Source organism: Aeromonas sp. 30P, assembly GCF_051919805.1.
Lineage (GTDB): Bacteria > Pseudomonadota > Gammaproteobacteria > Enterobacterales > Aeromonadaceae > Aeromonas > Aeromonas veronii.
Genome location: NZ_JBQBEA010000001.1, coordinates 4,432,965 through 4,453,814, shown reverse-complemented (window position 1 = coordinate 4,453,814; position 20,850 = coordinate 4,432,965). Strand labels below are relative to the sequence as shown.

Annotated in this window: 30 protein-coding genes; 8 read left to right on the top strand and 22 right to left on the bottom strand. The window is 59.7% G+C overall.

Annotation, left to right across the window (positions count from 1 at the left end):
* Positions 1–2 precede the first annotated feature (2 nt).
* The 3 genes from ACTG2B_RS21155 to ACTG2B_RS21145 are packed head-to-tail and all read left to right on the top strand — an operon-like array spanning position 3 to position 2,775.
* A complete protein-coding gene (locus ACTG2B_RS21155) occupies positions 3–509 on the top strand; it encodes a terminase gpP N-terminus-related DNA-binding protein (RefSeq protein ID WP_439996790.1) in 507 nt (168 codons plus the stop codon).
* Entirely contained in the window at positions 506–1,714 is a 1,209-nt protein-coding gene (locus ACTG2B_RS21150; protein ID WP_439996789.1) for a terminase large subunit domain-containing protein, read from the top strand. The genes ACTG2B_RS21155 and ACTG2B_RS21150 overlap by 4 nt, the downstream gene beginning before the upstream one ends.
* Positions 1,714–2,775, top strand: a complete 1,062-nt coding sequence (locus tag ACTG2B_RS21145; RefSeq protein WP_439996788.1) for a phage portal protein — start codon at positions 1,714–1,716, stop codon at positions 2,773–2,775. Before ACTG2B_RS21150 ends, ACTG2B_RS21145 begins: the two co-directional genes overlap by 1 nt.
* Positions 2,776–3,255: 480 nt before the next feature.
* Here ACTG2B_RS21145 and ACTG2B_RS21140 read toward each other — a convergent pair whose 3' ends face one another.
* From ACTG2B_RS21140 to ACTG2B_RS21055, 18 genes are all read right to left on the bottom strand, one after another.
* Positions 3,256–3,597 carry a hypothetical protein gene (locus ACTG2B_RS21140; protein ID WP_439996787.1) on the bottom strand — a complete coding sequence of 114 codons (342 nt, stop codon included), beginning with the start codon at positions 3,595–3,597 and terminating at the stop codon, positions 3,256–3,258.
* Positions 3,597–3,797, bottom strand: coding sequence for a hypothetical protein (locus ACTG2B_RS21135; protein WP_164536546.1), 201 nt, complete (start codon positions 3,795–3,797; stop codon positions 3,597–3,599). The genes ACTG2B_RS21140 and ACTG2B_RS21135 overlap by 1 nt, the downstream gene beginning before the upstream one ends.
* A 214-nt stretch (positions 3,798–4,011) precedes the next feature.
* Complete coding sequence (locus tag ACTG2B_RS21130; protein WP_439996786.1) at positions 4,012–4,623, bottom strand: 3'-5' exonuclease; 612 nt, start codon at positions 4,621–4,623, stop codon at positions 4,012–4,014.
* Between the two features lie 11 nt (positions 4,624–4,634).
* Positions 4,635–7,022: a replication endonuclease gene (locus ACTG2B_RS21125; RefSeq protein ID WP_439996785.1), complete on the bottom strand. Its 2,388-nt coding sequence runs from the start codon at positions 7,020–7,022 to the stop codon at positions 4,635–4,637.
* Positions 7,019–8,692, bottom strand: a complete 1,674-nt coding sequence (locus ACTG2B_RS21120; RefSeq protein WP_439996784.1) for a DNA cytosine methyltransferase — start codon at positions 8,690–8,692, stop codon at positions 7,019–7,021. The genes ACTG2B_RS21125 and ACTG2B_RS21120 overlap by 4 nt, the downstream gene beginning before the upstream one ends.
* Positions 8,689–9,093: a hypothetical protein gene (locus tag ACTG2B_RS21115; RefSeq protein WP_439996783.1), complete on the bottom strand. Its 405-nt coding sequence runs from the start codon at positions 9,091–9,093 to the stop codon at positions 8,689–8,691. Before ACTG2B_RS21115 ends, ACTG2B_RS21120 begins: the two co-directional genes overlap by 4 nt.
* 44 nt (positions 9,094–9,137) lie before the next feature.
* Positions 9,138–9,359, bottom strand: coding sequence for a hypothetical protein (locus ACTG2B_RS21110; protein WP_167573865.1), 222 nt, complete (start codon positions 9,357–9,359; stop codon positions 9,138–9,140).
* The gene (locus ACTG2B_RS21105) at positions 9,356–9,691 is read right to left on the bottom strand and encodes a hypothetical protein (protein WP_167573866.1); all 336 of its coding nucleotides are present in this window, start codon (positions 9,689–9,691) and stop codon (positions 9,356–9,358) included. Before ACTG2B_RS21105 ends, ACTG2B_RS21110 begins: the two co-directional genes overlap by 4 nt.
* Positions 9,688–9,948 carry a hypothetical protein gene (locus tag ACTG2B_RS21100; RefSeq protein WP_439996782.1) on the bottom strand — a complete coding sequence of 87 codons (261 nt, stop codon included), beginning with the start codon at positions 9,946–9,948 and terminating at the stop codon, positions 9,688–9,690. The genes ACTG2B_RS21105 and ACTG2B_RS21100 overlap by 4 nt, the downstream gene beginning before the upstream one ends.
* Complete coding sequence (locus ACTG2B_RS21095) at positions 9,929–10,222, bottom strand: hypothetical protein (protein WP_439996781.1); 294 nt, start codon at positions 10,220–10,222, stop codon at positions 9,929–9,931. Before ACTG2B_RS21095 ends, ACTG2B_RS21100 begins: the two co-directional genes overlap by 20 nt.
* The gene (locus tag ACTG2B_RS21090; RefSeq protein WP_167573867.1) at positions 10,219–10,395 is read right to left on the bottom strand and encodes a hypothetical protein; all 177 of its coding nucleotides are present in this window, start codon (positions 10,393–10,395) and stop codon (positions 10,219–10,221) included. The genes ACTG2B_RS21095 and ACTG2B_RS21090 overlap by 4 nt, the downstream gene beginning before the upstream one ends.
* Positions 10,392–10,916 carry a hypothetical protein gene (locus tag ACTG2B_RS21085; RefSeq protein WP_439996780.1) on the bottom strand — a complete coding sequence of 175 codons (525 nt, stop codon included), beginning with the start codon at positions 10,914–10,916 and terminating at the stop codon, positions 10,392–10,394. Before ACTG2B_RS21085 ends, ACTG2B_RS21090 begins: the two co-directional genes overlap by 4 nt.
* A gap of 63 nt (positions 10,917–10,979) precedes the next feature.
* Entirely contained in the window at positions 10,980–11,426 is a 447-nt protein-coding gene (locus tag ACTG2B_RS21080) for a hypothetical protein (RefSeq protein ID WP_439996779.1), read from the bottom strand.
* A 15-nt stretch (positions 11,427–11,441) separates the two neighbouring features.
* Entirely contained in the window at positions 11,442–11,669 is a 228-nt protein-coding gene (locus ACTG2B_RS21075; protein WP_201931966.1) for a hypothetical protein, read from the bottom strand.
* Positions 11,666–11,890 carry an ogr/Delta-like zinc finger family protein gene (locus tag ACTG2B_RS21070; RefSeq protein ID WP_201931965.1) on the bottom strand — a complete coding sequence of 75 codons (225 nt, stop codon included), beginning with the start codon at positions 11,888–11,890 and terminating at the stop codon, positions 11,666–11,668. Before ACTG2B_RS21070 ends, ACTG2B_RS21075 begins: the two co-directional genes overlap by 4 nt.
* Positions 11,891–11,899: 9 nt before the next feature.
* Positions 11,900–12,418 (bottom strand): phage regulatory CII family protein, encoded by a 519-nt coding sequence (locus ACTG2B_RS21065; RefSeq protein WP_439996778.1) that lies wholly within the window; start codon positions 12,416–12,418, stop codon positions 11,900–11,902.
* Between the two features lie 28 nt (positions 12,419–12,446).
* Positions 12,447–12,734, bottom strand: coding sequence for a hypothetical protein (locus tag ACTG2B_RS21060; protein ID WP_439996777.1), 288 nt, complete (start codon positions 12,732–12,734; stop codon positions 12,447–12,449).
* A gap of 11 nt (positions 12,735–12,745) precedes the next feature.
* Complete coding sequence (locus ACTG2B_RS21055; RefSeq protein ID WP_236341220.1) at positions 12,746–12,931, bottom strand: Cro/CI family transcriptional regulator; 186 nt, start codon at positions 12,929–12,931, stop codon at positions 12,746–12,748.
* Between the two features lie 129 nt (positions 12,932–13,060).
* Between ACTG2B_RS21055 and ACTG2B_RS21050 the strand changes: the two genes are divergently transcribed.
* Entirely contained in the window at positions 13,061–13,735 is a 675-nt protein-coding gene (locus ACTG2B_RS21050; protein WP_236341218.1) for a LexA family protein, read from the top strand.
* A 72-nt stretch (positions 13,736–13,807) separates the two neighbouring features.
* Positions 13,808–14,077 (top strand): excalibur calcium-binding domain-containing protein, encoded by a 270-nt coding sequence (locus ACTG2B_RS21045; protein ID WP_338710903.1) that lies wholly within the window; start codon positions 13,808–13,810, stop codon positions 14,075–14,077.
* Positions 14,078–14,104: 27 nt separating this feature from the next.
* On the opposite strand, the gene ACTG2B_RS21040 is transcribed toward ACTG2B_RS21045, so the two are convergent.
* The gene (locus ACTG2B_RS21040) at positions 14,105–14,413 is read right to left on the bottom strand and encodes a hypothetical protein (RefSeq protein WP_182926975.1); all 309 of its coding nucleotides are present in this window, start codon (positions 14,411–14,413) and stop codon (positions 14,105–14,107) included.
* 31 nt (positions 14,414–14,444) lie between these two features.
* On the opposite strand from ACTG2B_RS21040, the gene ACTG2B_RS21035 reads away from it, so the two are divergent.
* From ACTG2B_RS21035 to ACTG2B_RS21025, 3 genes are read left to right on the top strand one after another with little or no spacing between them, the layout of a single operon-like run.
* Positions 14,445–14,831, top strand: coding sequence for a hypothetical protein (locus tag ACTG2B_RS21035; protein WP_182926976.1), 387 nt, complete (start codon positions 14,445–14,447; stop codon positions 14,829–14,831).
* A gap of 50 nt (positions 14,832–14,881) precedes the next feature.
* Positions 14,882–15,265, top strand: coding sequence for a hypothetical protein (locus tag ACTG2B_RS21030; RefSeq protein ID WP_182926977.1), 384 nt, complete (start codon positions 14,882–14,884; stop codon positions 15,263–15,265).
* Between the two features lie 6 nt (positions 15,266–15,271).
* A complete protein-coding gene (locus ACTG2B_RS21025) occupies positions 15,272–16,324 on the top strand; it encodes a site-specific integrase (protein WP_439996776.1) in 1,053 nt (350 codons plus the stop codon).
* A 359-nt stretch (positions 16,325–16,683) separates the two neighbouring features.
* Here the strand turns inward: ACTG2B_RS21025 and ACTG2B_RS21020 are convergent, their stop codons facing one another.
* The 3 genes from ACTG2B_RS21020 to ACTG2B_RS21010 form a co-directional block, all read right to left on the bottom strand.
* Positions 16,684–17,349 carry a PepSY-associated TM helix domain-containing protein gene (locus ACTG2B_RS21020; RefSeq protein WP_429201340.1) on the bottom strand — a complete coding sequence of 222 codons (666 nt, stop codon included), beginning with the start codon at positions 17,347–17,349 and terminating at the stop codon, positions 16,684–16,686.
* A 21-nt stretch (positions 17,350–17,370) separates the two neighbouring features.
* Complete coding sequence (locus ACTG2B_RS21015; RefSeq protein WP_439996775.1) at positions 17,371–19,413, bottom strand: TonB-dependent receptor; 2,043 nt, start codon at positions 19,411–19,413, stop codon at positions 17,371–17,373.
* Between the two features lie 293 nt (positions 19,414–19,706).
* Positions 19,707–20,744 carry an acyltransferase gene (locus ACTG2B_RS21010; protein ID WP_115521635.1) on the bottom strand — a complete coding sequence of 346 codons (1,038 nt, stop codon included), beginning with the start codon at positions 20,742–20,744 and terminating at the stop codon, positions 19,707–19,709.
* Positions 20,745–20,850: the final 106 nt, after the last annotated feature.

The window sequence follows — 20,850 nt, the reverse complement described above, 5'->3', positions numbered from 1 at the left end:
CCATGCACCTGTTCTTTCAGGGCTACTCGCTCCGCGCCATTGCTGAATTGCTGCAGACGCCGGAGGGGACAGTTTCGACCTGGAAGAAGCGCGACGGCTGGGATGACATCAAACCGATTGACCGGGTCGATTTCGCGCTTGAGGCGCGGTTGTGCCAGCTGATCGCCAAGGAGCAGAAGAGCGGCGGCGATTTCAAGGAGATTGACTTGCTTGGCCGCCAGTTGGAGCGGGTCGCCCGGGTCAACAGGTATAGCAACGGCGGCAATGAGGCCGATCTCAACCCGAAGGTGGCGAACCGCAATAAGGGGCCGAAGAAGGCACCCGAGCGGAATGTGGTGGAGCCCGAGCAGCAAGAGCGGCTGATCGAGCGGTTCGAGTCGACGATGTTCGATTATCAGCGGGTTTGGTATCAGGCTGGCCTTGAGTACCGGATCCGCGACCTGCTCAAGTCGCGCCAGATCGGGCAACCTACTTTTTCGCCTTCGAGGCGTTTATCGACGCGCTGGTGACTGGCCGAAATCAGATTTTCTTGTCTGCCAGCAAGGCGCAGGCCCATGTGTTCAAGCAGTACATCATCCAGTTTGCCAAGGAGGAGGGGGTCGAGCTGAAAGGTGACCCCATGGTGCTGCCGAACGGGGCGCACCTGTATTTTCTCGGCACCAACGCCCGCACGGCGCAGAGTTACCATGGAAACATCTACATGGATGAGTATTTTTGGATCCATGGCTTTCTGGAGTTCCGCAAGGTTGCCTCCGGCATGGCGATGCACAAGAAGTGGCGCCAGACCTACATTTCTACCCCTTCCAGCCTGTCACACCCCGCGTATTCGTTCTGGTCTGGTGCCAACTTCAACCGAGGCAAGGCGAAGGCCGATCGGGTCGAGATTGACCTTAGCCACGCCAATCTGGCCAGCGGCAAGCTGTGCCCGGATGGTCAGTGGCGGCAGATTGTGACGGTTGAGGATGCGGTGCGCGGTGGTTGTGACCTGTTCGACCTGGACCAGCTGCGCAGCGAGTATTCCGATGATGAATACCTCAACCTGCTGATGTGCGAGTTTATGGATGACACATCCAGCGTGTTCCCGCTCGCCATGCTGCAACGGTGCATGGTTGACAGCTGGGAGGTGTGGGAGGACTACAAACACTTTGCCATGCGGCCAATGGGTAACCGGCCGGTGTGGATCGGTTATGACCCGGCGAAGGGCGGGCAGGGTGACAGCGCAGGCTGTGCCGTGCTGGCGCCGCCTGCAGTGCCCGGTGGCAAGTTCCGGGTGCTGGAGCGACACCAGTGGAAAGGGATGGATTTTGCGGCGCAGGCTGAGGCCATCCGCCAGATGACGATTCGCTATAACGTGGCCTATATCGGCATCGACACGACAGGGATCGGGGAGGGTGTCTATCAGAATGTGAAGGTGTTCTATCCGGCGGTGACTGCCATCCAGTACAACCCGAGCTTGAAGATTCGCATGGTCATGAAGGCGCTCGACGTGATGAACAAGGGGCGACTTGAGTTTGATAGCGGGTGGAATGATTTGGCGGCCGCGTTTATGAGCATTCGCCGTGGGGTAACCGCCGGCAAGATGCCGACCTTTGAGTCGAGCCGTTCCGAAGAGGTCAGCCACGGCGATATTGCTTGGGCGACCATGCAAGCCCTGTTACATGAGCCGCTGGCAGGCGCCAACGGTACCAATACCAGCATGATGGAGTTCTACTGATGAAAAAGCGCCGCAATCCGCGCATTACCCCGCCGGTGACGGCGACCCAAGCGCCCGCCGCTGATGCGATCGAGGCGTTTTCCTTTGGCGAGCCGGTGCCGGTGCTGAGTCAGCGGGAGGTGTTCGATTACCTTGAGGCGATGCACAACGGCCGCTGGTATGAGCCGCCGCTGAGTTTGCAGGGGCTGGCGCGGGTTTATCGTGCCGGGGTGCATCATGCCTCGGCCATTCAGGTGAAGCGCAACATCTTGCGCTCTTGCTTTGTGCCCCATCCCAAATTGAGCCTGACGGCGTTCACCGGGCTGGTGAATGACTATCTGATCTTCGGCAATTGCTACCCCCTCGCGGTGCAGAACCGGCTGGGCGGTGTGCTGCGCTATGACCATCTGCGGGCCAAGTATGTGAGGCGCGGGCTGGATCTCGATGCTTATTGGTGGATAGCGCAGCCTGGGAAGGAGCAGCAGATGCCGATCGGGTCGGTGGGTCATGTGATGGAGAGCGATATCAATCAGGAGATTTACGGCATCCCCGATTATGTGGGCGGCCTGAACTCGACGCTGCTGAACGAGTCGGCCACGCTGTTCCGCCGCAAGTATTACGAGAACGGCAGCCATGCCGGGTTCATCATGCACATCACCGACGCGGTGCAGAACGAGGACGACATCAAGAAGCTGAAAGAGGCGCTGCGCCAGAGCAAGGGCCCCGGCAACTTCCGCAACCTGTTGCTCTACACCCCGAACGGCAGCAAGGATGGGGTAAAGTTGATCCCGGTGGCCGAGGTGGCGGCCAAGGACGATTTTCTATCCATCAAGAACGTGAGCCGCGACGACCAGCTGGCGACCCATCGGGTACCGCCCCAGTTGATGGGGGTGATGCCGAACAATACTGGCGGCTTTGGCGATGTGACCAAGGCCGCCCAGGTGTTCGATGTGAACGAGGTGGATAGCCTCAAGGCCAGCCTGCTGCAGATCAACGACTGGGCAGGGGAAGAGGTGATCCGGTTCAACCCCTACAAGCTGGCGGTCGGTGAGACGGCCAGCCATAGTGACCGGCTGATCTGACTTTGCCAGCCCGATGCGGCTGATGTAGTATCCCCATCTAACATACCCGCCATGCCTCTCAACGATGCACAAATTGGCGGGTTTTTTTATGCCCGCGTCATAGCTCCTGTGCGGCCCGTTGTTGAGGCGGCGGCGCTGTGCGTCCGCTAACCCTCGCGGATCCTCACGCGCGCACCCTGAGCGGCTGGCGCAGCCTGCCGACCCCCGCCAGCACCCAGCGCGCGCTATCGGAACCCCGCCCCTCCTGCCCGCTTTATGTGTCGATTTCCATGCAGGTGAATGACTGGTGGCGGCTATCTGCTCCCCGCGCCAGCACTGGCCGCGCGCAGCTTTCCAGATCCTTTTTGCGATCCTTCATTTTCCGTCAGATCCTTTCATTTTTGCGGCTCCCGCATTCTGGGCGCGCAAAACACGGCTTTAACCAGTTGTGTCCGGTCACGTTTGCTGTTTCGTGACCGGACACATTTCGCGTTTTCGCTCTTATAGCGCGATCGTTTTGTCGCCCTTGGTGTGCCAGCATTCGGCTTGGCCGGTGAATGCGCCGCCGCATCCCTTTGGCAGCGCACAGTCGCAGTGCTGGCAGGTCTGCTTTTGCAGCTCTGCCTCCTGCGCTTGCCACTTCTCCCAGTCGCGGCGGATCAGGGTGCTGATGTACTCGTCTGCGCTGTATGGGTCACCGGCGCCAGCACGTACCGCGCACAGGGTCTTCAACTGCTCGCGCTCGCGGATGGAGAGCCGAACCTCCACCCGCTCGATGCCGAGCACCTTGTCGCGCTTGCGCTGGGCCTCTTTGCGGGCCTTGGCATCCTTTGCCGCCGTCATCAGCTGCGCTCCTCATACTTGTTCCGCATCCGCTTGGCGATCAGCTCCAGCTTCTCGGCCATATACCACATGTCGTTATTGTCCTTGCGCGATACCACCTTGCAGCGCTGGACGTTCCGGCCGATCAGTATCTTGGCGGCCAGCAGTACCAGCCATGCCTCGAAATGGCGGCTAACCCAGTCTTTCAGTTTGTGGAACATGCGCCCTCCCTTACCACCATGGCATCCTCCTTGGCCCATGCTCGCCAACTAGAGATAGCGGTCTCCTTCGCTGGGTCGAGGTGAGACTGACCGGGATGTTCGTATATCACATGGGTCACCGTTCCTCGGTCGTTGCGCTTGATTGCGGTCACTTCCCTGGTGGTACCGAATCTGGTGATCACATCACCCGGTACCGGATTTTTGCGAGGGTCTCTCATGCCGCACCCCCAACCATGCCGCAGCCGTTGATCGCTGCCTGCAACCGCTGATAGATAGCGCTGACATAGCGGGCCTGATGCTTGGCATCATCCAGCGCTCGATGGGCTACGCCATCGAATGGCATGTCTTTTTTCGGGTCAAAGCCCAGCAGGTCACGCCCCATATCAACAACGGTGCGCACGTCCCGATCCTTAAATCCGTTCCAGTAGCCAACAAAGTGCCTTTTGTTCACGGCTGTATAGGCGTTGGCCATGATGGTGCAGTCAAATCCCGCGCCATTACCCCACACATAAGGGCGCTTGTCCCCTTGCCCGTTGGCCAGCAGCCATGCCTGAAACTTTTGCAGCGCCTGAATCAGCGCCATCCGTTTTTCGCCGTCCACGTTATAGGCAATGGCCTTGCGTGCCTCATCACTCTGCCCCAACCACCACAGCACTGTGTCTGGGTCGATCTCCCCGAACTGGGCGCTGTCGCGCAGGTCGATATGCGCCTCGAACTCGGTGCCCAGTTCACCGGTCATCGGGTCAAAGAACACGGCCCCGATGGTGACGATGGCCGCGCGGGGGCCTTTGCCCATAGTTTCCAGATCCAGCATTACGTGTTTCATCTTCATTCTCCTTACTCAACGCCCAGGCGCGCCCGCGCCTTGGCAATCTCTGCGCCGTGGCGCTGGTTGTCGGCTTGCAAGCTCGCGACGCGGGCCTGCTCCTGTTCTGTGGGCTGATAGCGCCCGCGATCCTCTTCGTCATCCACCAAGCGGGTGAGGGTGGCGATCGCCTCATCGGCCTGTTGCAGCGGCAGGCTGGCCAGCCAGTCTGTGACGCTGCCGCCGTTGTGCATCAGCTCGCGGGCCTGCTGTTTCAGCTCGCTGCTGCTGGCGGCGCGGCTGCGGGCCAGTTCGGCCTCGACCTCTGCGGTCAGCTGGTCGGCCACCGCATCGCCTGCCCCTGGCCAGTTGCGGGTCACAATCAGCCGATCGCCGACCAGTCGCACATATTGGCCGTCGGCGTTGATGATGCAGCCCCGCAACAGCAGGTCTTCGTTACTCACATCAAGACCCATGCGAATCAGCTCTTTAGCCAGAGCGGATCCTTTAACCCCTGATTTAGATCCTTCCGTACAGTTATTGACAGAACTCCGAGGGGCGCGGCTGCCGCCGCTTGAGTGCAACTCGCTGCGCTCGCCAACTGCAGGCTCGCGCTGCTCGCCCAAACCCGACACAGCGGCACCCTTGCGCACTATCTGCCAGCCTTCGGTGCGGGTGACGGCGGTGGTCTGGCCCACGTCGGAGATCACCCCCATCAGGCGCAGCACATCCTCGCCGTATTTGTTGGCGCCCTCGTCCAGACGCTTGGAGAGCTTGATCAGGTGGTCTTTGCGCGGGGTCTCGATGCCGCCCATGGCCTCGACAAAGCGGCCCCACATCTTGTTATCAGCGGCATAGCGGGCCGCCTCCAGCACGCAATCCCATTCGATCACCTCGTCGCCCAGGCGGCGCAGCTCGCGCCAGACCGATACAGACGGCCCGCCGATCTGCTGAAACTGTCGAATGCGCCAGCAGCTCGCCCAGGCGGCGACCGCGATGGTGGTGTGGTCAACCGGTGCCTCGGCTTCGTAGTCCATCCCGACCTTGTGGCCGTCGATGTTCTTGGCGATGTACTTGGCGATATAACCGGTGGCGCTGCCCTTGGTTGGGTCGATCTCCTTCCAGTTCACGCGCGGATTGATGGCCTTCACCACCGCCTTGTCGTTCACATCCAGCAACCACTTGATGCGCGGCATCTTGTTGCGGATTTTCATCTTGGCCAGTGCGTCGAGCTGGTCGCCGTTCGGCATCTTTAGCTCTGCCCGCTCGGCATCGGTGAAGTGGTAGGCCAGCAGGGTCAAAAAGGCGTCTTTGTGCTCCGGGTTGATAAACAGCAGGCAATGCCAGTGCGGGGTTCCGTCGTGGTGCGGCTCCGCCACCCGAAAGCCGAAGGCCATGATCCCCTCGCGGGCCAGTGCGGCACGAAAGCGGGCCCACTGTTTGCACAACAGGCGGTTGGTCTCGGTCGGGGTGCTGCCGTTGAAATCTTCGTTCTGGTAGGTCTTGCTCTTGTCTTGCTTGCCCTGGCGCCATGCGTGATAGCTGGATGGTGCGGTCAGGGTCAGGAACAGCCCCAGCTTGCTCTGCTCCTGCGCCAAATCCTCAAACCCGCGCATCCGCACCATCAGCTCATGGCGGCGGATCTCCGGGTTGGCCACTGACCCCATGATGGCGTCGGCCAGATCGATCTCCTGCCCCAGCTCCTCATTGACGGCGCTCATGCTCTCCATCCACGCCCGCTGGGCTGCCTTGCGCTGGGTGAACTCGCGCACCGCGTGGGCGCTGGCGTAGGGGCTAACCCCCTTGCGCACCTGACCGGTGAGGATGGCGATCAGCTCGCAATAGACTGCCCAGGCGCGGTTAATCTTGCGCAGCCACCACGATTCATCGAGCAGGCGCACCAGCAAGCTGGCGGCGGCCCCTTCGAACCGCTCAACGGCGGGATCGATGTCGGCCCGCTCTTCCTCTGTCAGCGGGCGGCCAAGCTGCTTTCTGGCGATGTGGCGCGGGTCAGTCGGCAGGGGCGGGCAGAAGTGCCACGCCTGCGCCTGCGACCCCAGATCGGCCAGCAGCTCGGCGGCGGTGCGCTCGTTCGCGCCCGTCGTCAGCAATTGCTGGCAGCGGCGGGCCCACTCGGCGGCGACCAGCTCGCGGCGAATGTCGTTGCGCAGGTGATGCACCGGGATCGGGAAGCGGGATTGCGCGGCGGCGCAGGCATCCACCATCCGGCGCAGCCAGACGTTTGCCGTCTTGTGGTTGGCTGGGTAGCGGCGCAGGTAGGTCTTGGCCAGCGGTTTGGCAACGTGCCACTCGACGCGGGCCAGCTGATTGGCCGCTTTGCCCATCTGGATGGCATCAAATCCGGTGCAGTATTTCGGCGGCAGCTGGATGCCGCACAGGTTGGTGAGGGATTCTTTCATGCCGCCTCCACCTGCGCATCTGCGCACATTTCTGGCAGGTTTGCGCGTACCAGTGCCGCAGCGAGCGGCGGGCACACTGCATTGCCGCAGCGGGCCACCTGCGCAGTTTTGGTGAACTTCTTGCCGTTGGCGTCGTGGTCGATCACGTAGTTAGCCCGGAATCCCTGTGCCGCGAACAGCTCATGGGGCTCCAGCATCCGCATGCCGATATCGACGATCTGGTAATCCACGCCGCACACGGTGACCAGACCAAACCGATCCCGAGTGGTCACGGTATGCAGTGGCTCAGAGCATGGGATGGTTGAGTCGTTGCCGTAATACTTGAGCAGGAAAGCCCGCACCTCTCCGACGTGCAGCCCGCCGGCAGTGACGGTCGGCATTGGTTCGGTCACTGGCTGGCCGTCTTGGCAGGTGCCGCGCAGCTTTACCAGGTGACTGGTTACCAGTGCGTTATGGTCAACGGTGGTAACCGTCGGCAGTGGCTTGGTCAGCTCCGCCCCTACGACGCCGGTGTAATGCTTGGCTAGAAAGGCGGTTACCAGCTGGCTCTTGTCTGCCTTTGCCATCACCGTCCCCAGTGGCTCCTCCACTGATTGGCCTACAGAGCGACCGAACTGGCGGGCGATAACCGGCGACACCAGCGCAAAATGCCCCCCTTTGACTTGGGCGCAGATGGTGCGCAGGGGTTCATCGGCCGGCATGTTGCGCTGATGGCTGGCGTTGGCGCATTCGGTGATGAATGGGGCAAAAGTCGGCTGGACAACAGCAAATCCCGGCGACTGGGTTATGGTCTGTAGGGGCTCGTTAATGCTTTGACCACGGAAGCAGTCATAGACTGTCTTGGTTGAGGTGTGGTTGCATTTCACGATAAACGGCTCTGCCGCATTAATAACGAACCGATCCAACCCCTTGGCGATACGACGCAGAGTATTCTCGGCCAGTGGGCGCTTGCGTTCGAAAATCGACGGGCAAGGGATCGACCAGTCGATGATATCGGCAGCGGTGAGCCACGGCAGCAACTTGCCAGCTTTCACCTCTGCGCTATCTGGTGCGCCATGGGTTGGCTTTGGCCAAACGATGGCAGCGCCATCGCGTCTGGCAATCAGAAACAGGCGCTTGCGGATGGTCGGGGTGCCGTAGTCACAGGCGCGCAGTTCTCGCCACTCCACCTTGTAGCCTTGGCGGCGCAGCGCGTTGACGAAGCTGTTGAAGGTGCGGCCCTTCTTGGCCGGATCTGGGCGTGAATTGCCCTCCTTATCGACAATAAGCGGCCCCCATGTCTGAAACTCCTCCACGTTCTCCAGCATGATCACGCGCGGCCGCACCTGGGCGGCCCAACGCAGGGCCACCCAAGCCAAGCCCCGGATCTTCTTGCTGACTGGGGTTGAGCCCTTAGCCTTGGAGAAGTGCTTGCAGTCAGGCGACAGCCAGACCAGCCCGACAGGGCGGCCAGCCACAACGTCGCGTGGCACGATATCCCACACGGATTCGCAGTAATGCTCTGTGCTCGGGTGGTTTACGGTGTGCATGGCGATCGCATCAGGGTCGTGATTGATGGCAATTTCAGGGCTACGCCCCAGCGCCATTTCAATCCCGGTAGAGGCGCCGCCGCCCCCTGCGAAGTTATCCACGACGATTTCGTCGAACAGGTTGAAGTTATGTTCTTTCACTTGCACACCCCGCACTTGCCGTTGGTGTATTCGTTCGGTTGCAGATAGCGGCCGCACTGGCCGCAGGTTGGGACTTGCTCCAGCGTGGCCAGACGGTCAGACCAGCAGGCGCGTTCGCAGAACACGAGGCTGGTCAGGCGATCGCCAGACAGGATCACCGGCCGCACATGGCCGAACTCGCCGCAGCAGCTGCAACGCATTAGCGGGCGGCTGGCGGGTTCAACCTTCACCACTGTTTCACTTGCTGCGCGGGCCAGCGGCCAGCAGGTTTCGACACAGTAGGGATAAGCGCGGCGACCGTGACGGCCAGCCACAGGCAGGCAAACAGCGGTCTGTTTGCACTTGGTGCAGGGCTCCAGCGTGACCTGACAGGTGGTGTCGATGCGGAATGCAGGGCGCACGACGCCCAAAGCCGGGGCATGCCCGGCTGTTTTTTGGTGAGTCATTAGATGGCGCCCCCGGTGTGGAGTGAGCGTACTTTGCTGGATGCCGCCTTAACCGAACTGCGGGCCAGACGGCACAGGGTTAGGTGGGTTTTTGCCGGAGTGCGCTGGCCGTGGGGGCCATCTTTGCGCAGGTCGAGCAAGTCACGTTGCAGGTCGCGCAGCTCGTTGCTGGCGTTCAGCATCCGGTTTACCCACACGTCGATCAGCTGTTGATGGCTCATTGGATGATCTCCTCCAGCGTGCGGACTGGGCTGCCAGCTCTAATCCGATATATTTCCTCAATGAGTTTCTCGTCTTGTTCGATTTGATTGATCGCAAAATCAATCCATTGCCGTTCATTACGGCAGGCAAACAGCAGGGCTGATATGGCAAAGCTATTGGTGGTCGGCTTTCGCGACTGGCGCAGGGAGACCAGTTGTTTTTGAAGCTGGTGAATAGCTCCTTGTCTTACCTGGATGATGGCCTTACTTGCATCCATGGACGCGATCAACGCCATTTCACTGGTGCTGCCTTCTTGTTCCAGCTTGCCCATATCGATCATTTGATGGCTCATGCTGCATCCTCCGCAATCAAATGGCTCAGGCCGTTCGGCAGGTTCACACGGCCGCCGTTATCCCAGACAAACCAGCTGTATTCGCAGGAGTCAGACCCGCCATTCACAAAGCGCGGGCGCGGTACCAGGATCGGGGTTTTGTTCGGAAAGCCGACCTCTGCCCAGAACGGGACCCGCTTCTTGCTGCCCAGGAAGTTCACCCGCTGCAAATAAATCAGGGTTCCATCAGGCGCGAGCTCAGACAGGCTCTTTCTCAAAAACTCCTCGGTCACTGAACGGTGGGTTGGTGATGATGACGTCGAACTTGCGACCAAAATCCCACGCCAAGTAGTCACGGCCATGGCGGATCTCGGCCCACTCTTTCTGTTCGGCAGGGAGCGGCACAGGGTCAAAGATGTTCCCTTCTGCGCGGCACGGTTCCATAAAGTGATCGCCAGCGCGAAAGCTGATGCAGTTCATCAGCGCAGCAACGGCGCTTGGCGGGGTAGGGTAGAGCTCGCGCTCGATGACATTGCCGGTTGTGCTGCTCATGCTGCTACTCCTTCCAGAACCCGAGCGCGGCCAGACGGCAACAGCTCGATGCGGGCGGCGTGACGCTGGCCACGCAGCCAGCTGTTTTTCACGTTGATGTAGCCGTGGCGCACCAGATAGGCGACGGCAGCGGCCGGTGATGGGGCGGTGTGTTTGGCGGTGATGGCGATCATTGGGCACCCCCTTGCAGCGCGTGGGCAAAGGGCGGATGGAACAGGCACTCCACGGTGACATCATGGCCAGGCGCGGCCATATCCACGCCGATGACGTGCGGGCCGTCCATAAACGGCAGTTCATAATCATCCAACTGCACGACAACCTCTGGGGGTAGGAATACCAGCCCTCGCTCATCGTCCTGCCATGTAAAGCAGCCTTTGGCATCGGTAAACAGCCACTCGTCAGCGGCGCGCGGGTTGGCGATGGCGAACTCGTTGAACAGCTTGAGGAAAGCGAAATCACCTGATGGCATGCTGCCAACCAGCACCGGCGGCCGCTGGCCACCCTGCAGGATCTCGAGGCGCTTGGTCAGCTCGGCGTAGATGCCGAGCAGGCTCAACTCGTCGGCCAGTTCTGCCAGCGCCTCAAGGCTCGCCTCGACGGCGGTGCTATGGCAGGCGCCCAGCTGGGGGCGGTGGGTATTTATCAGGGAATTGGCGACTTTGCGGATCGCCTGTTCTGCTGTAAGATTGTTCATGAGGTTCACCTCGTTGATTGATTGAAAGCCCCGCTGGTGCGTCAACACCGATAGCGGGGTTTTTTATTGGCCGTTTCCGGCCACCTTTCTCAATGCCGCCAAGCGGCTTTCCAATGTGCCGGCCTGAGCGTTCAGCTCTGCCCGGCGCTTATTCTCAAGCTCTGCCTGTTCCAGCTCGCTGCGGGTCGGCCCATCAATGTGGCGGGCGGTGCGGTGCCACTCGCGGCGGTGCAGCACCGAGCCATCAAACTCCCGCAGGGTGGCGAGCAGGTCGCCCAGTGCGAGCCGGATTGCTTCTTGTTGGTCAAACTCGAACTGGCCCAGCTCCTGCGCTGCTGCCGACGGCGAGATCCCCGCGGCATAACAGATGACGGCGCGGGCCCGAGTCGGCAGGCGTGACCAGCGGCTGGCCGCCCCATTGCGGCCGAAGCGGGCGCGCATTTCTGCCAGTGCTGCCTCTGCGGCGCTTGGCTGTTGAACGAGCGAAATTACCTTTGCTGTTGCGTTCATGGGGTGGCCCTCCGGTTATGCCTGCAACAGCTGGGTCAGCCAGTGCTGGCGCGGTGTTTTGCCTGGGTGGCGCGGCGCAAAGCGCAGGGTGCCGCGACGGCCTTGATGGTCTTCCAGATAGCTGCCATCAAAGCGGGTGGTGTTGCGCATCACCGGTTCGTCGCTATCGGTGACGACCGTGGCGCGGTTGAACAGCAAGAACGGCAGTGGGATCAGCCCCGGCTGCTCGGCGCGTAGTCTCATTGGGCAGTCTCCTTTGCCTTGCGTTGAAACTGGGGCAGCACCACGGACGGGTTAGGCATGGCGCTGGGTGAAAGGGTCTCGGTGATCTCAAACAACACCTTGAAGGTGTGGCCGCACTCGACATTGCTGCACTGATAGCGGGCCGAGCCGCTCAGTGACCCCATATCCCGGCTGGTACGGATGTTGGCGCGGGCGTTGCAGTGGGGGCATTTCAGTCTCATGGTGTTCTCCTATGCTCCCAGGCTGGCGCGCGCGATATCGGCGGCACAGGCGAGGGTGGGGACGGAATTGAATTTCTGTTCGATTTCGGTGGCGAGCAGCACCATGTGCTCGATGCCCGCCATTAATCCGGTCATCACGGCATTGCGATGGTGTTTGGTGACGCGGCCAGTGTTGAGCACCTGGGTAGCCTGCGCAGTCACCCCTAGGATGTTGGCGCCCGCGTTCAGCGCCTGCTGGGCGCGGGCCTCTGGCTGGATCACCGCATCGGAAGAAGGCAGGCGAACGGCGGTGAGCTGGCAATCAAACAGCAGACCATCAAACAAAATGTCGTCACCGGTGGCGTGGTAGAGGGCGATAAGATCGAGGGCGGTGATCTTGTGCTTTTCATTGGCCGGGTCGAACTTGTTGTGCAGCACCCCTTTCGACATACCAATCTCTCTAGCCAGCTGGCTGATGTTGTAGCGCCCAGTGAAGGCATCGCAGGCCGCTGCGAAGTGGCTGTGTGACAAGCAGGTCTGGTTTGACACTCTGATTTCCCTCCAAAGGTCGCTATGGTTAAAGCGCGCGTTTGAACTGGGGAGCCAACACGGAGCCAGCCATCTGTTTGGCGATAAACACATGCACCTTGACCATCACCAGCTCGCGGCCTCTGGTTTTTTCCATCACATCGAGGCTGCCGGCTTTGACCCATGAGCGAGCGGTATCAACAGACACGCCCACCCAATCGGCAAACTTGGCGATGGGCATCACCGGTGGGGTATCAGGGGAGATCACGAGGTTGATCGCACTGATGGCCGCCGCTGGGGCAGGTGAAACTGCAGGGTTGATATGACGAGGTGGCATGGTTGCTCCCCTTATTCTTCTGCGCGTGGTGGGATGGGATCGGCCTTCAACTTGCCGCCGGTCAGCACCTCAATCTGGTAGGCGCGGCCTTGGGGGATGGTTTCGCCCCATTGAGAGATGGCCTGTGGCTTACATCCCAAAGCCTTCGCTAGACCGACCACTCCGCCGAAATGGTCAAGTGCATCTTGTTTTTTCATCTTTCGCTCTACTTACATTGATAAGAGTTCTTTCGTTAACGGCAATGTAAGTGATCTTTCTTTGCGTGACAACAAAAAATTCAATAAAAGAAAGAAATCTGACGTAGGCGGCAATGTAACATTGCTTACATGGATATAAGTGACGTGATTAAGTCCAGGCGAAAAGCCTTGAAGATGACCCAAGATGACCTGGCTCTTTTAGTCGGAGTTAGCAGGGTCTCTGTTAGCCAGTGGGAACGTGGAGACACATCGCCGAAAGGTGGCAATTTCCTTAAGCTGGCAAGCGCATTGGGCCTAGCGCCTGAATCTCTAATGCAAGGTAGTGAGGCTGGCTCAGTAACTGAACCGAAGCTGGGTTACCACAACGCCGAACTGGCGGTGATCCCTCGTGGGTCACGGGTGCCGATCCTCAGTTATGTGCAAGCTGGCAATTGGCGGGAGATGTGCGAACAGGCCAGCACCTTCGATGGCAATGTCGAATATGTGACGGCGAGCGTGGATATCGGCCCTTGTGGTTTTGGCCTCTGGCTGCGCGGCAACTCGATGACCCCGCAATTCAATGAGGGGGATTTGGTGATCGTTGACCCTGACGAACAGCCCCGCCCTGGTGATTTCGTGGTGGCCAAGAACGGCAGTGATGAGGCTACTTTCAAAAAGTACCGGCCGCGCGGCATCGATGAGAACGGGCAAGAAGTGTTTGAACTGGTCCCGCTTAATGACGATTACCCGCCCATGCACTCCGACCGGCAGCATATCGAGATCATCGGCGTAATGGTCGAGCACCGCATTTTTAGAAAAAGATAAGGCGCTTGCGCGCCTTTTAACGTATACGCAGGCCGCATTGAATTCAGCGTCTGAAATCGCTCAGGAATAAAAATGAAACGGAAAGTCATCTTACTCACAGCATTACTGTTAAACCTGCCAATTCTCACTACCGCTCATGCGTCTGAACAGACCAAGCAACAAACAAAGCAACAGTCTGACAACGCCAAGCAGAGCAAGCAAAAATTCAGCTGCTCGACAGTTGCCCGTTACTGCAAAGACATGGGCAGTTGTGAAGAGGCTGAGTTTGCACTTGAACAATGCGGCATGTCTAAATTGGATAGAGACAAGGACGGTATACCTTGTGAAAACGTGTGCGGCTGATAACGGCCACCGCGCCGCTTCTCTGGGTCAGGTTTTTGTCGGCGACATGAGCAGCAACCTGGCCTGATCGAGCAGCAAGCACTGGATGGCGAAATGCTGGATCTGGTCGAAGGTGTACCAGCGCTGACCCGACAGGGCGAGAGGATACAACTTGCCGCCTACTTCAATGTCTGCGTGTCTGACATAAAGGGTGTTGATTGCAAAAAACATCATGCTCAAAAACTGGCTTAATCGCTGGAACAACCCACTCGGGGCGCAGTTCAGAACGACCGCATCGAAATGATCAGCAGATTCAAAGGTGGCCTCTCGGTAAGAGTGGCAGATAACGGTGAACATGGTGGGCACCTCCTAATAGACAGGGCGTTAAATGAGCAAAATTCGCTACCGAGAAGCCGGCAGCCTGTATCTGAATATACAGGGCCATGACGCAACCCCGCTCACCGCGCTGCTGGCAGAGCATGGGGTTGAAAATGGCGGGGCCATCGCAACCTACAGCGGCGGCGCTCAGTATTTTATCGAGGTATTTGACTGGATTGCACAACATCCTGAGCAGGTAAAAGCGATATGCGCGGTGCTCGTTGCGCTGGTCAGTCGCGTTAACCGCTGCAGTGTCAAAGCCATCGTCGAAGGCAAGCAGATTGAAATCAACAATCTGAGCGAGAAGAGCGCGACAGCCTTGGGCAAAGAATTAAGCAAGGGGCCAGTTCAGCAGATCACGGTTGATCTGAGAGCCGCCGATGATGAGCAGGATTGACCACCGTCAAAGCCTGTAGCTAATCGACCACCTGACAACGGAGTGCTGCAATGAAGATCACGTTACTACTTTTATCCATTTTCTCAGCCAGCTGCGCAGCGGCCAACAGCTACACCCCTGACATTGCAAGCAAAGTGAAAGGCTTTTGCTATGCCAAACAGGCAGGCCAGCTGTGTGACGGGCTAAAAATGCGCATCGATACGGAGGATGCGTTTTATCAATCCATTGGCTACACCCCACAAAAAGGCATTCAAGCGCCAGAGTTCAATGACTGCGCCGATGCCTTCGACGCGGCGATCGCAGATGAAAAGAAAGGGCTTTGCAAAAAGGCAGAAGCGCTTTATGGCTGCAACGGCTCCGACATCAAGGGGCTGCTGACTGGCTGGCCAACAGCTAACAACGCCAACCCCAAACAGTGCGCATTTGGCGAATAACGGTCAATGACCGTCCGCAAACTCGACGACGGCAAGCCCAAGCTCTGGCTGGTCGAAGTCTATCCCCAAGGTCGTGACGGCCCCCGCAAACGCAAGCGCTTCGCCACCAAGGGCGAAGCCTTGGCATGGGAAAAACACATGCTGGCCCAGCCCTGGCAACAACCAGAGGCGGGGAATGTGGATGAAAGGCGACTGAGTGATTTGGTGGCTCTCTGGTATGGCCGCCACGGCCAAACCCTGACCGATGGCGACCGACGCCGCGACAAGTTGAATTGGCTGGCAGATGCATTGGGCAACCCACTGGCGACCGAGTTCACGGCCCAGCAGTTTGCGGCCTATCGCGAACGACGATTGGCAGGCGAGCTTTATGTGCCCGGTCAGCGCAAACAGGTCTCCCCGACTACCATCAACCGCGAACTGCTCTACCTGCAGGCCGTGTTCAATGAACTTGGCCGCCTGGGTGAGTGGACTCATGGCAACCCGCTGGAGGTGTTGCGCCAGTACAAGGTGCAAGAGTCCGAACTGGCTTTCCTGAATCAGGATGAAATCGAGCAGCTGCTGGCTGCCTGTGCGGGGCTGAAAGACCTGTGGCTGATTGTGATGCTGTGCCTTTCGACCGGTGCCCGGTGGTCTGAGACTGAAAAGCTGACCCGCTCACAGGTTGGCATCGGGCGGCTTACTTTCACCCGAACCAAGGGCAAGAAGAACCGCACCGTGCCGGTGGCCGGCTGGCTGTTGGCATTGCTGCCCAAGCGCACCGGCAGGTTGTTCGGCGACTGCTATGCCGAGTTCGAGAAAGCGATACGGCGGGCCGAGATTGAATTGCCTGCCGGACAGAGCACCCACGTACTGCGCCACACCTTCGCCAGCCACTTCATGATGGCGGGTGGCAACATCCTGGTGTTGCAACGGATCCTCGGCCACACCGATATCAAGATGACCATGCGCTATGCCCACTTTGCCCCAGACCACCTCGAAGATGCGGTAAAACTCAACCCGATCACCGCGCTGAAAAATGGCGGCAAAATGGCGGCAGCACTCACCAGCGATACCCAATAAACCCCATTAAACCCCAAGCAAACCCGCGAAAACACGGCAAGTCATTGATTCAACATGGCTTGCGATGGTTTCAAAATCCGCCGGTGAATAACCGTGTCGGTTCGAGTCCGACCCCGGGCACCATCAAATTCATGACAAAAGGCCATCAGCAATGATGGCCTTTTGTTTTTTAGCGTTCCTGCGCATTGGGGCGTTACTGTTGAGCTGGCAGTACTTCCCGTTACCTCTTGGTATCCCTTCTCTTTTCCCGCTCTCCGTTATTTCCTTTTCTTGATGTGGCCGCCGGCATCACCGCCAGCGGCCTGTTCCTATTGCGGTTTTCTTTCCAAACCTTGCTGCATCAGATCATGGTTGCTGCGTTACCCCAGCAGGGCAAACAGCAGGGTGCCGAGGCTGCCAGCGAGTGTCAGCGCTATGATGGCTCTGGGTGTGCCGTGCAGCTTGGTCCACATAAACAGGCTGGTGAGGGCGAGCAGCAACAGGGCCAGGGCGGCGATATCGCCAAACAGCTGCCAGCCGAGGCCGGTACCCATGCCGCGGTGCAGCCGGTTGAGGCTGGCGGCAAAGTTGGCCAGTTGCAGATCGGTACGTACCAGCAAGGTACCCTCGACATAGCTGGCGGCTACGCTCTGGCTGAGGGTAACGCCGCGCATTTCCCACTTGGCGGGCAGGGTGAGCGGGCCGTTCGGGGTGGGCAGGGTCTGGGCCGGGGTGATCATGGTTCGCCCGTCGGCAAAGGTATCGGGATAGCGCTGTTGCAGCAGGCTTTTCAGCTGCTTCGGGCTGGCGAGCGGCGCCTCCAGCACTATCTGTTCACTCGATTTGTCGGTGTGGGGGCCGGGAATGGGCAACACGGCACGGTGTTGCAGCCAGAGGCCGGTGATGCCGTACATCAGCATCAGGGCGAGGGTAAAAAAACCGGCCCAGGCATGGAGGCGGCGTACCCATTTGTTGTTGTGAAGGGGAACTCTTCTACGTTTCATCGTGGTTGCTTCATAAAAAACTGGCCAGCAAGGGCTGGCCAGTCGGGGTGGTTGTCACAGAGATCAGAAACGGTAGGTACCGGTCAGGCTCAGCTGGCGGGGTGTGCCCGGCATGATCTGGGTGGCACTGGTGGCGCTGACGAAGTACTCGTGGTCAGTCAGGTTCTCGGCGCTCAGCTCGGCTTCCCACTGCTGCCAGCGATAACCGGCGCGCGCATCGAAGCGGGCGTAACCGGGCAGTGTGGTGGTGTTGGCGTTGTCGGCAAAGCGATCGCCCACCGCCGTTACGCCGGTCTCACCGAACCAGCCCTGCTCGCCACTCTTGTAGCCGAGATAGAGCTGGCCATTCTGACGGGAGACGTTCATCGGGCGCTTGCCCTGCAGATCCGCATCCGCCTTGACCTGCTCCGCATCCTGAATGGCGAAGCCGCCACGCAGGTAGATCTCGTCGGTCAGCTCGGCACGGGCGCTCAGCTCGATCCCTTCGGTACGTTGCAGGCCGGTAAGGATCACCTTGGTGGGATCCAGCGGATCCTTGGTGCGCTTGTTGTACATCTCCAGTCGATAGAGGGAGAGGGTGGTCGCCAGCTTGCCGTTCAGCCAGTCACTCTTCACACCACCTTCGTAGAGGCGGGTGTGCTGGGGTTCCAGCCCGTTGTTCTTGTCACCCGGGGTGATGCCGATCAGCTCGCCGCCCACCGGAGTGAAGGTCTTGCTGTAGGAGGTGTAGAAGGCGTGATCCTCGAGGGGATTCCACACCAGACCGAGGCGCGGGCTCAGGCTGTTGACCGAGACGCTCTCCTCCTTGTTGAGGTCGTAGCGGCGACTGGTGACGGTGAAGTCGTCACGGCGCAGCCCGCCAACCAGATGCCAGTCACCCAGGCTGAGCTGATCCTGCAGATAGAGGCCATTGCCGCGCACCTTGTGTTTGGCGTCGCTGGAGAGCTTCATGGCGCCATTGTAGGTAGGCAGTGAGCCCGGATCGTAGAGGTTGCCGGACGGGATGGCGGTGGCATTTTGGTAGAGCTTGGGTGTGCGCTCCTGCCAGTTCTGCTCGAAGCCGACCAGCAGGCGATGTTCCACCGGACCGGTCTGGAACAGACCTTCGGCCTCGGTGTTGCTGATCAGGTTCTTCGCTTTCAGATCCTGCTGCCAGCGGGAGCGGGTCACCTTATCCCCTTTGACGCTGGTGACATAGGTGTTGTCAAACTGGCTGTCGAGGGTGGAGTAACCTAGCTGTTGGCGCAGTTGCCATTGATCGTTGATATCCCAGGAGATGCGTGAACGGGTGGATTGCGCCACGTCATCGATGAAGTCGCGGCTGGTATCGCTGTAAACATACTCCCGCGGCACATCGGCTGGACGGCCATTGACACCGGGGATGCCGCGATCCGGGGTGCGGTCATGTTCGTTGCGCTCGTACTGCACCAGCCAGTTGAGGTTGTCGCTGATCTCCCAGTTGGCGGAAGGGGCCAGCAGAGTGCGCTTGCTCTTCACGCCGTTGCGGAAGCTATCTTTGTCCTCTTGCGCCATGTTGAGGCGCAGTTGCACCTGCTCACTCGCCTCACCATTGAGGTCGGCGGCCAGTCGCTGACTGTCAAAGCTGCCGACCCGGGCGGTGACGCTGGACTCCTGCCCTTTTTGCGGCTTTTTGCTGACCCGGTTGACGATGCCCCCCGTGCTACCGCGGCCGTAGAGCACGGCAGCCGGGCCCTTGAGCACTTCCACCCGCTCGATGTTGCCGAGATCCCGGGTGTACTGCATGTCGTCGCGGAACCCATCGAGATAGAAGTCGTTGCTGGCGCTGAAGCCGCGGATATTGACCCCGTCGAAGCGGGTATCACCGCTGGCATTGACCCCGGGAATGCCGCTCAGGGCTTCACTCAGCGTCGGTTGGCCGAAGGCGGTCAGCTCGCTGACCTTGACGCTGTCGATGGTCTGGGGAACCAGCTTGGCTGGCGTATTGGTACGGGTTGCGGTGGCAACTTCCTGATGCTGGGATCGTTTGCCAACCACTGTCATGGTTTCATCGGCGGCCTGGGCAGTGAAGCCGGTGCCCAGCAGTGCCAGCGAAACCAGCGTTCTGCGAAAGTGAGGGTGCTGCATATTCAATATTGACTCTTTGGATGTCGACCTGACGGCTCGAACATATTGATTTAATTATAATTAGCCTGACCCGCTTAAGCGGGATGCCAATGATATTGATTTTCATTTGTCTGGCAAGGTGAAAATGGAGAGGGGTATTGGAGGCGGGTTGTGCGGTCGGGGGAGCTCGGCTGAAAAGCAGAGCCATTGCAGCAAACCGCGAGAACGAAGAGAGGGAAAAAGGGCGTAGCGGAAGAGAAAGAGACGAAACGTGAAGAGGTATCCGGCCCGATAGGACGGGCCGGATATCGGACTCAGCGAGTACGCAGCAGTCGGCGGGCGAGGGGCAGGGCCGTCAGCAGGCGATAGGCCAGCAGAGACGCTCCCAGCAGCAGCGGCACTTTGGCGATCTCCCACAGGATGGATGCGCCCTGCGGGCCGAACACGAAGAGCCAGACCACCAGCATCATGTGCAGGCAGTAGATCCCGAGCACTTTGGGGGCCTGGCGCTCAAGCCAGCTGCCCTTGCCCCACTCGGGGTTGGCCAGCAGCAGGCCAAACAGACCGATAGCCCAGGGAAGAGAGCCGAGCAGGAAGTCGTGGCGGGTGAGCGGCACTGCGGCGAAGTGCTGCAGCGCCCAGGCTTCACAGCCATAGAGCGCCACGCCTGCCAGCAGAAATTGCCAGCCGGTGCGGGCATCTGGCTGCCACTGGCGCTGGCGCAGCAGGGCCCCGAGCGCCACAAACAGCAGGGAGAAGAAGGGGCCGTTACGGGTGAGCAGTGGCCACTCGGCGCCCAGCAGCGGCTTGGCATAGGAGCCCCCCAGCAGCGCCAGCAGGTAGAGGCCAAGACCCAGCCAGAGGGCGAGCGCTGGTCTGCCAAGCCGGTAGCAGAGTGCCAGCAGGGTCACCGCCATGATCAGGGCTGGCAGGAACCAGAGGTGGATCATGCCGCCCACCAGCCAGCCATTGAGGGGGTCGCCGAGCTGGAATTGCCACTGCCCGCTCAGGGAGGCCAGATAGCCTTGCTGCACGGCATCCAGCGGATTGAACGGCACCAGCAGGTAGACCAGACTCCACACCAGCCAGAGCATCAGCAAGGGGCGGCAGTAGCGCCAGGCCACGGTCAGCGGCGCTTCGCGGCTCAGTCTCGGCTGCAGAAAGTAACCGGCACAGAGGAAAAACAGCGGCACGGCAAAGCGGCATAACTGGTTGATGGTGCCGCTCAGCCAGAGCCAGGATCCACTTCCCCACAGGGCGGGATTGAAGGGATTGGCGAAGGGGGATACGTGAATGGTCATCACGGCCAGAATGGCCAGTACCCGCCCGCACTCGATACTGGAAATACGCATGGTGGCTCGTCGCTACAGGGGTTGTGATGGCACGCTAAAATTCTTGCCGAAAACTTACAACCAATTGATTCTATTAGTGTGAATCACGCTGTTGAGTAGTTACGTT

What these genes read in the sequence shown, in the direction of transcription:
- ACTG2B_RS21155 (WP_439996790.1), top strand. Translation starts at nt 3, where the DNA reads ATGCACCTGTTCTTTCAGGGCTACTCGCTCCGCGCCATTGCTGAATTG.
- ACTG2B_RS21145 (WP_439996788.1), top strand. Translation starts at nt 1,714, where the DNA reads ATGAAAAAGCGCCGCAATCCGCGCATTACCCCGCCGGTGACGGCGACC.
- ACTG2B_RS21140 (WP_439996787.1), bottom strand. Translation starts at nt 3,597, where the DNA reads ATGACGGCGGCAAAGGATGCCAAGGCCCGCAAAGAGGCCCAGCGCAAG.
- ACTG2B_RS21135 (WP_164536546.1), bottom strand. Translation starts at nt 3,797, where the DNA reads ATGTTCCACAAACTGAAAGACTGGGTTAGCCGCCATTTCGAGGCATGG.
- ACTG2B_RS21130 (WP_439996786.1), bottom strand. Translation starts at nt 4,623, where the DNA reads ATGAAACACGTAATGCTGGATCTGGAAACTATGGGCAAAGGCCCCCGC.
- ACTG2B_RS21125 (WP_439996785.1), bottom strand. Translation starts at nt 7,022, where the DNA reads ATGAAAGAATCCCTCACCAACCTGTGCGGCATCCAGCTGCCGCCGAAA.
- ACTG2B_RS21110 (WP_167573865.1), bottom strand. Translation starts at nt 9,359, where the DNA reads ATGAGCCATCAACAGCTGATCGACGTGTGGGTAAACCGGATGCTGAAC.
- ACTG2B_RS21105 (WP_167573866.1), bottom strand. Translation starts at nt 9,691, where the DNA reads ATGAGCCATCAAATGATCGATATGGGCAAGCTGGAACAAGAAGGCAGC.
- ACTG2B_RS21095 (WP_439996781.1), bottom strand. Translation starts at nt 10,222, where the DNA reads ATGAGCAGCACAACCGGCAATGTCATCGAGCGCGAGCTCTACCCTACC.
- ACTG2B_RS21090 (WP_167573867.1), bottom strand. Translation starts at nt 10,395, where the DNA reads ATGATCGCCATCACCGCCAAACACACCGCCCCATCACCGGCCGCTGCC.
- ACTG2B_RS21085 (WP_439996780.1), bottom strand. Translation starts at nt 10,916, where the DNA reads ATGAACAATCTTACAGCAGAACAGGCGATCCGCAAAGTCGCCAATTCC.
- ACTG2B_RS21080 (WP_439996779.1), bottom strand. Translation starts at nt 11,426, where the DNA reads ATGAACGCAACAGCAAAGGTAATTTCGCTCGTTCAACAGCCAAGCGCC.
- ACTG2B_RS21075 (WP_201931966.1), bottom strand. Translation starts at nt 11,669, where the DNA reads ATGAGACTACGCGCCGAGCAGCCGGGGCTGATCCCACTGCCGTTCTTG.
- ACTG2B_RS21070 (WP_201931965.1), bottom strand. Translation starts at nt 11,890, where the DNA reads ATGAGACTGAAATGCCCCCACTGCAACGCCCGCGCCAACATCCGTACC.
- ACTG2B_RS21060 (WP_439996777.1), bottom strand. Translation starts at nt 12,734, where the DNA reads ATGCCACCTCGTCATATCAACCCTGCAGTTTCACCTGCCCCAGCGGCG.
- ACTG2B_RS21055 (WP_236341220.1), bottom strand. Translation starts at nt 12,931, where the DNA reads ATGAAAAAACAAGATGCACTTGACCATTTCGGCGGAGTGGTCGGTCTA.
- ACTG2B_RS21050 (WP_236341218.1), top strand. Translation starts at nt 13,061, where the DNA reads ATGGATATAAGTGACGTGATTAAGTCCAGGCGAAAAGCCTTGAAGATG.
- ACTG2B_RS21045 (WP_338710903.1), top strand. Translation starts at nt 13,808, where the DNA reads ATGAAACGGAAAGTCATCTTACTCACAGCATTACTGTTAAACCTGCCA.
- ACTG2B_RS21040 (WP_182926975.1), bottom strand. Translation starts at nt 14,413, where the DNA reads ATGTTCACCGTTATCTGCCACTCTTACCGAGAGGCCACCTTTGAATCT.
- ACTG2B_RS21035 (WP_182926976.1), top strand. Translation starts at nt 14,445, where the DNA reads ATGAGCAAAATTCGCTACCGAGAAGCCGGCAGCCTGTATCTGAATATA.
- ACTG2B_RS21030 (WP_182926977.1), top strand. Translation starts at nt 14,882, where the DNA reads ATGAAGATCACGTTACTACTTTTATCCATTTTCTCAGCCAGCTGCGCA.
- ACTG2B_RS21025 (WP_439996776.1), top strand. Translation starts at nt 15,272, where the DNA reads ATGACCGTCCGCAAACTCGACGACGGCAAGCCCAAGCTCTGGCTGGTC.
- ACTG2B_RS21015 (WP_439996775.1), bottom strand. Translation starts at nt 19,413, where the DNA reads ATGCAGCACCCTCACTTTCGCAGAACGCTGGTTTCGCTGGCACTGCTG.
- ACTG2B_RS21010 (WP_115521635.1), bottom strand. Translation starts at nt 20,744, where the DNA reads ATGCGTATTTCCAGTATCGAGTGCGGGCGGGTACTGGCCATTCTGGCC.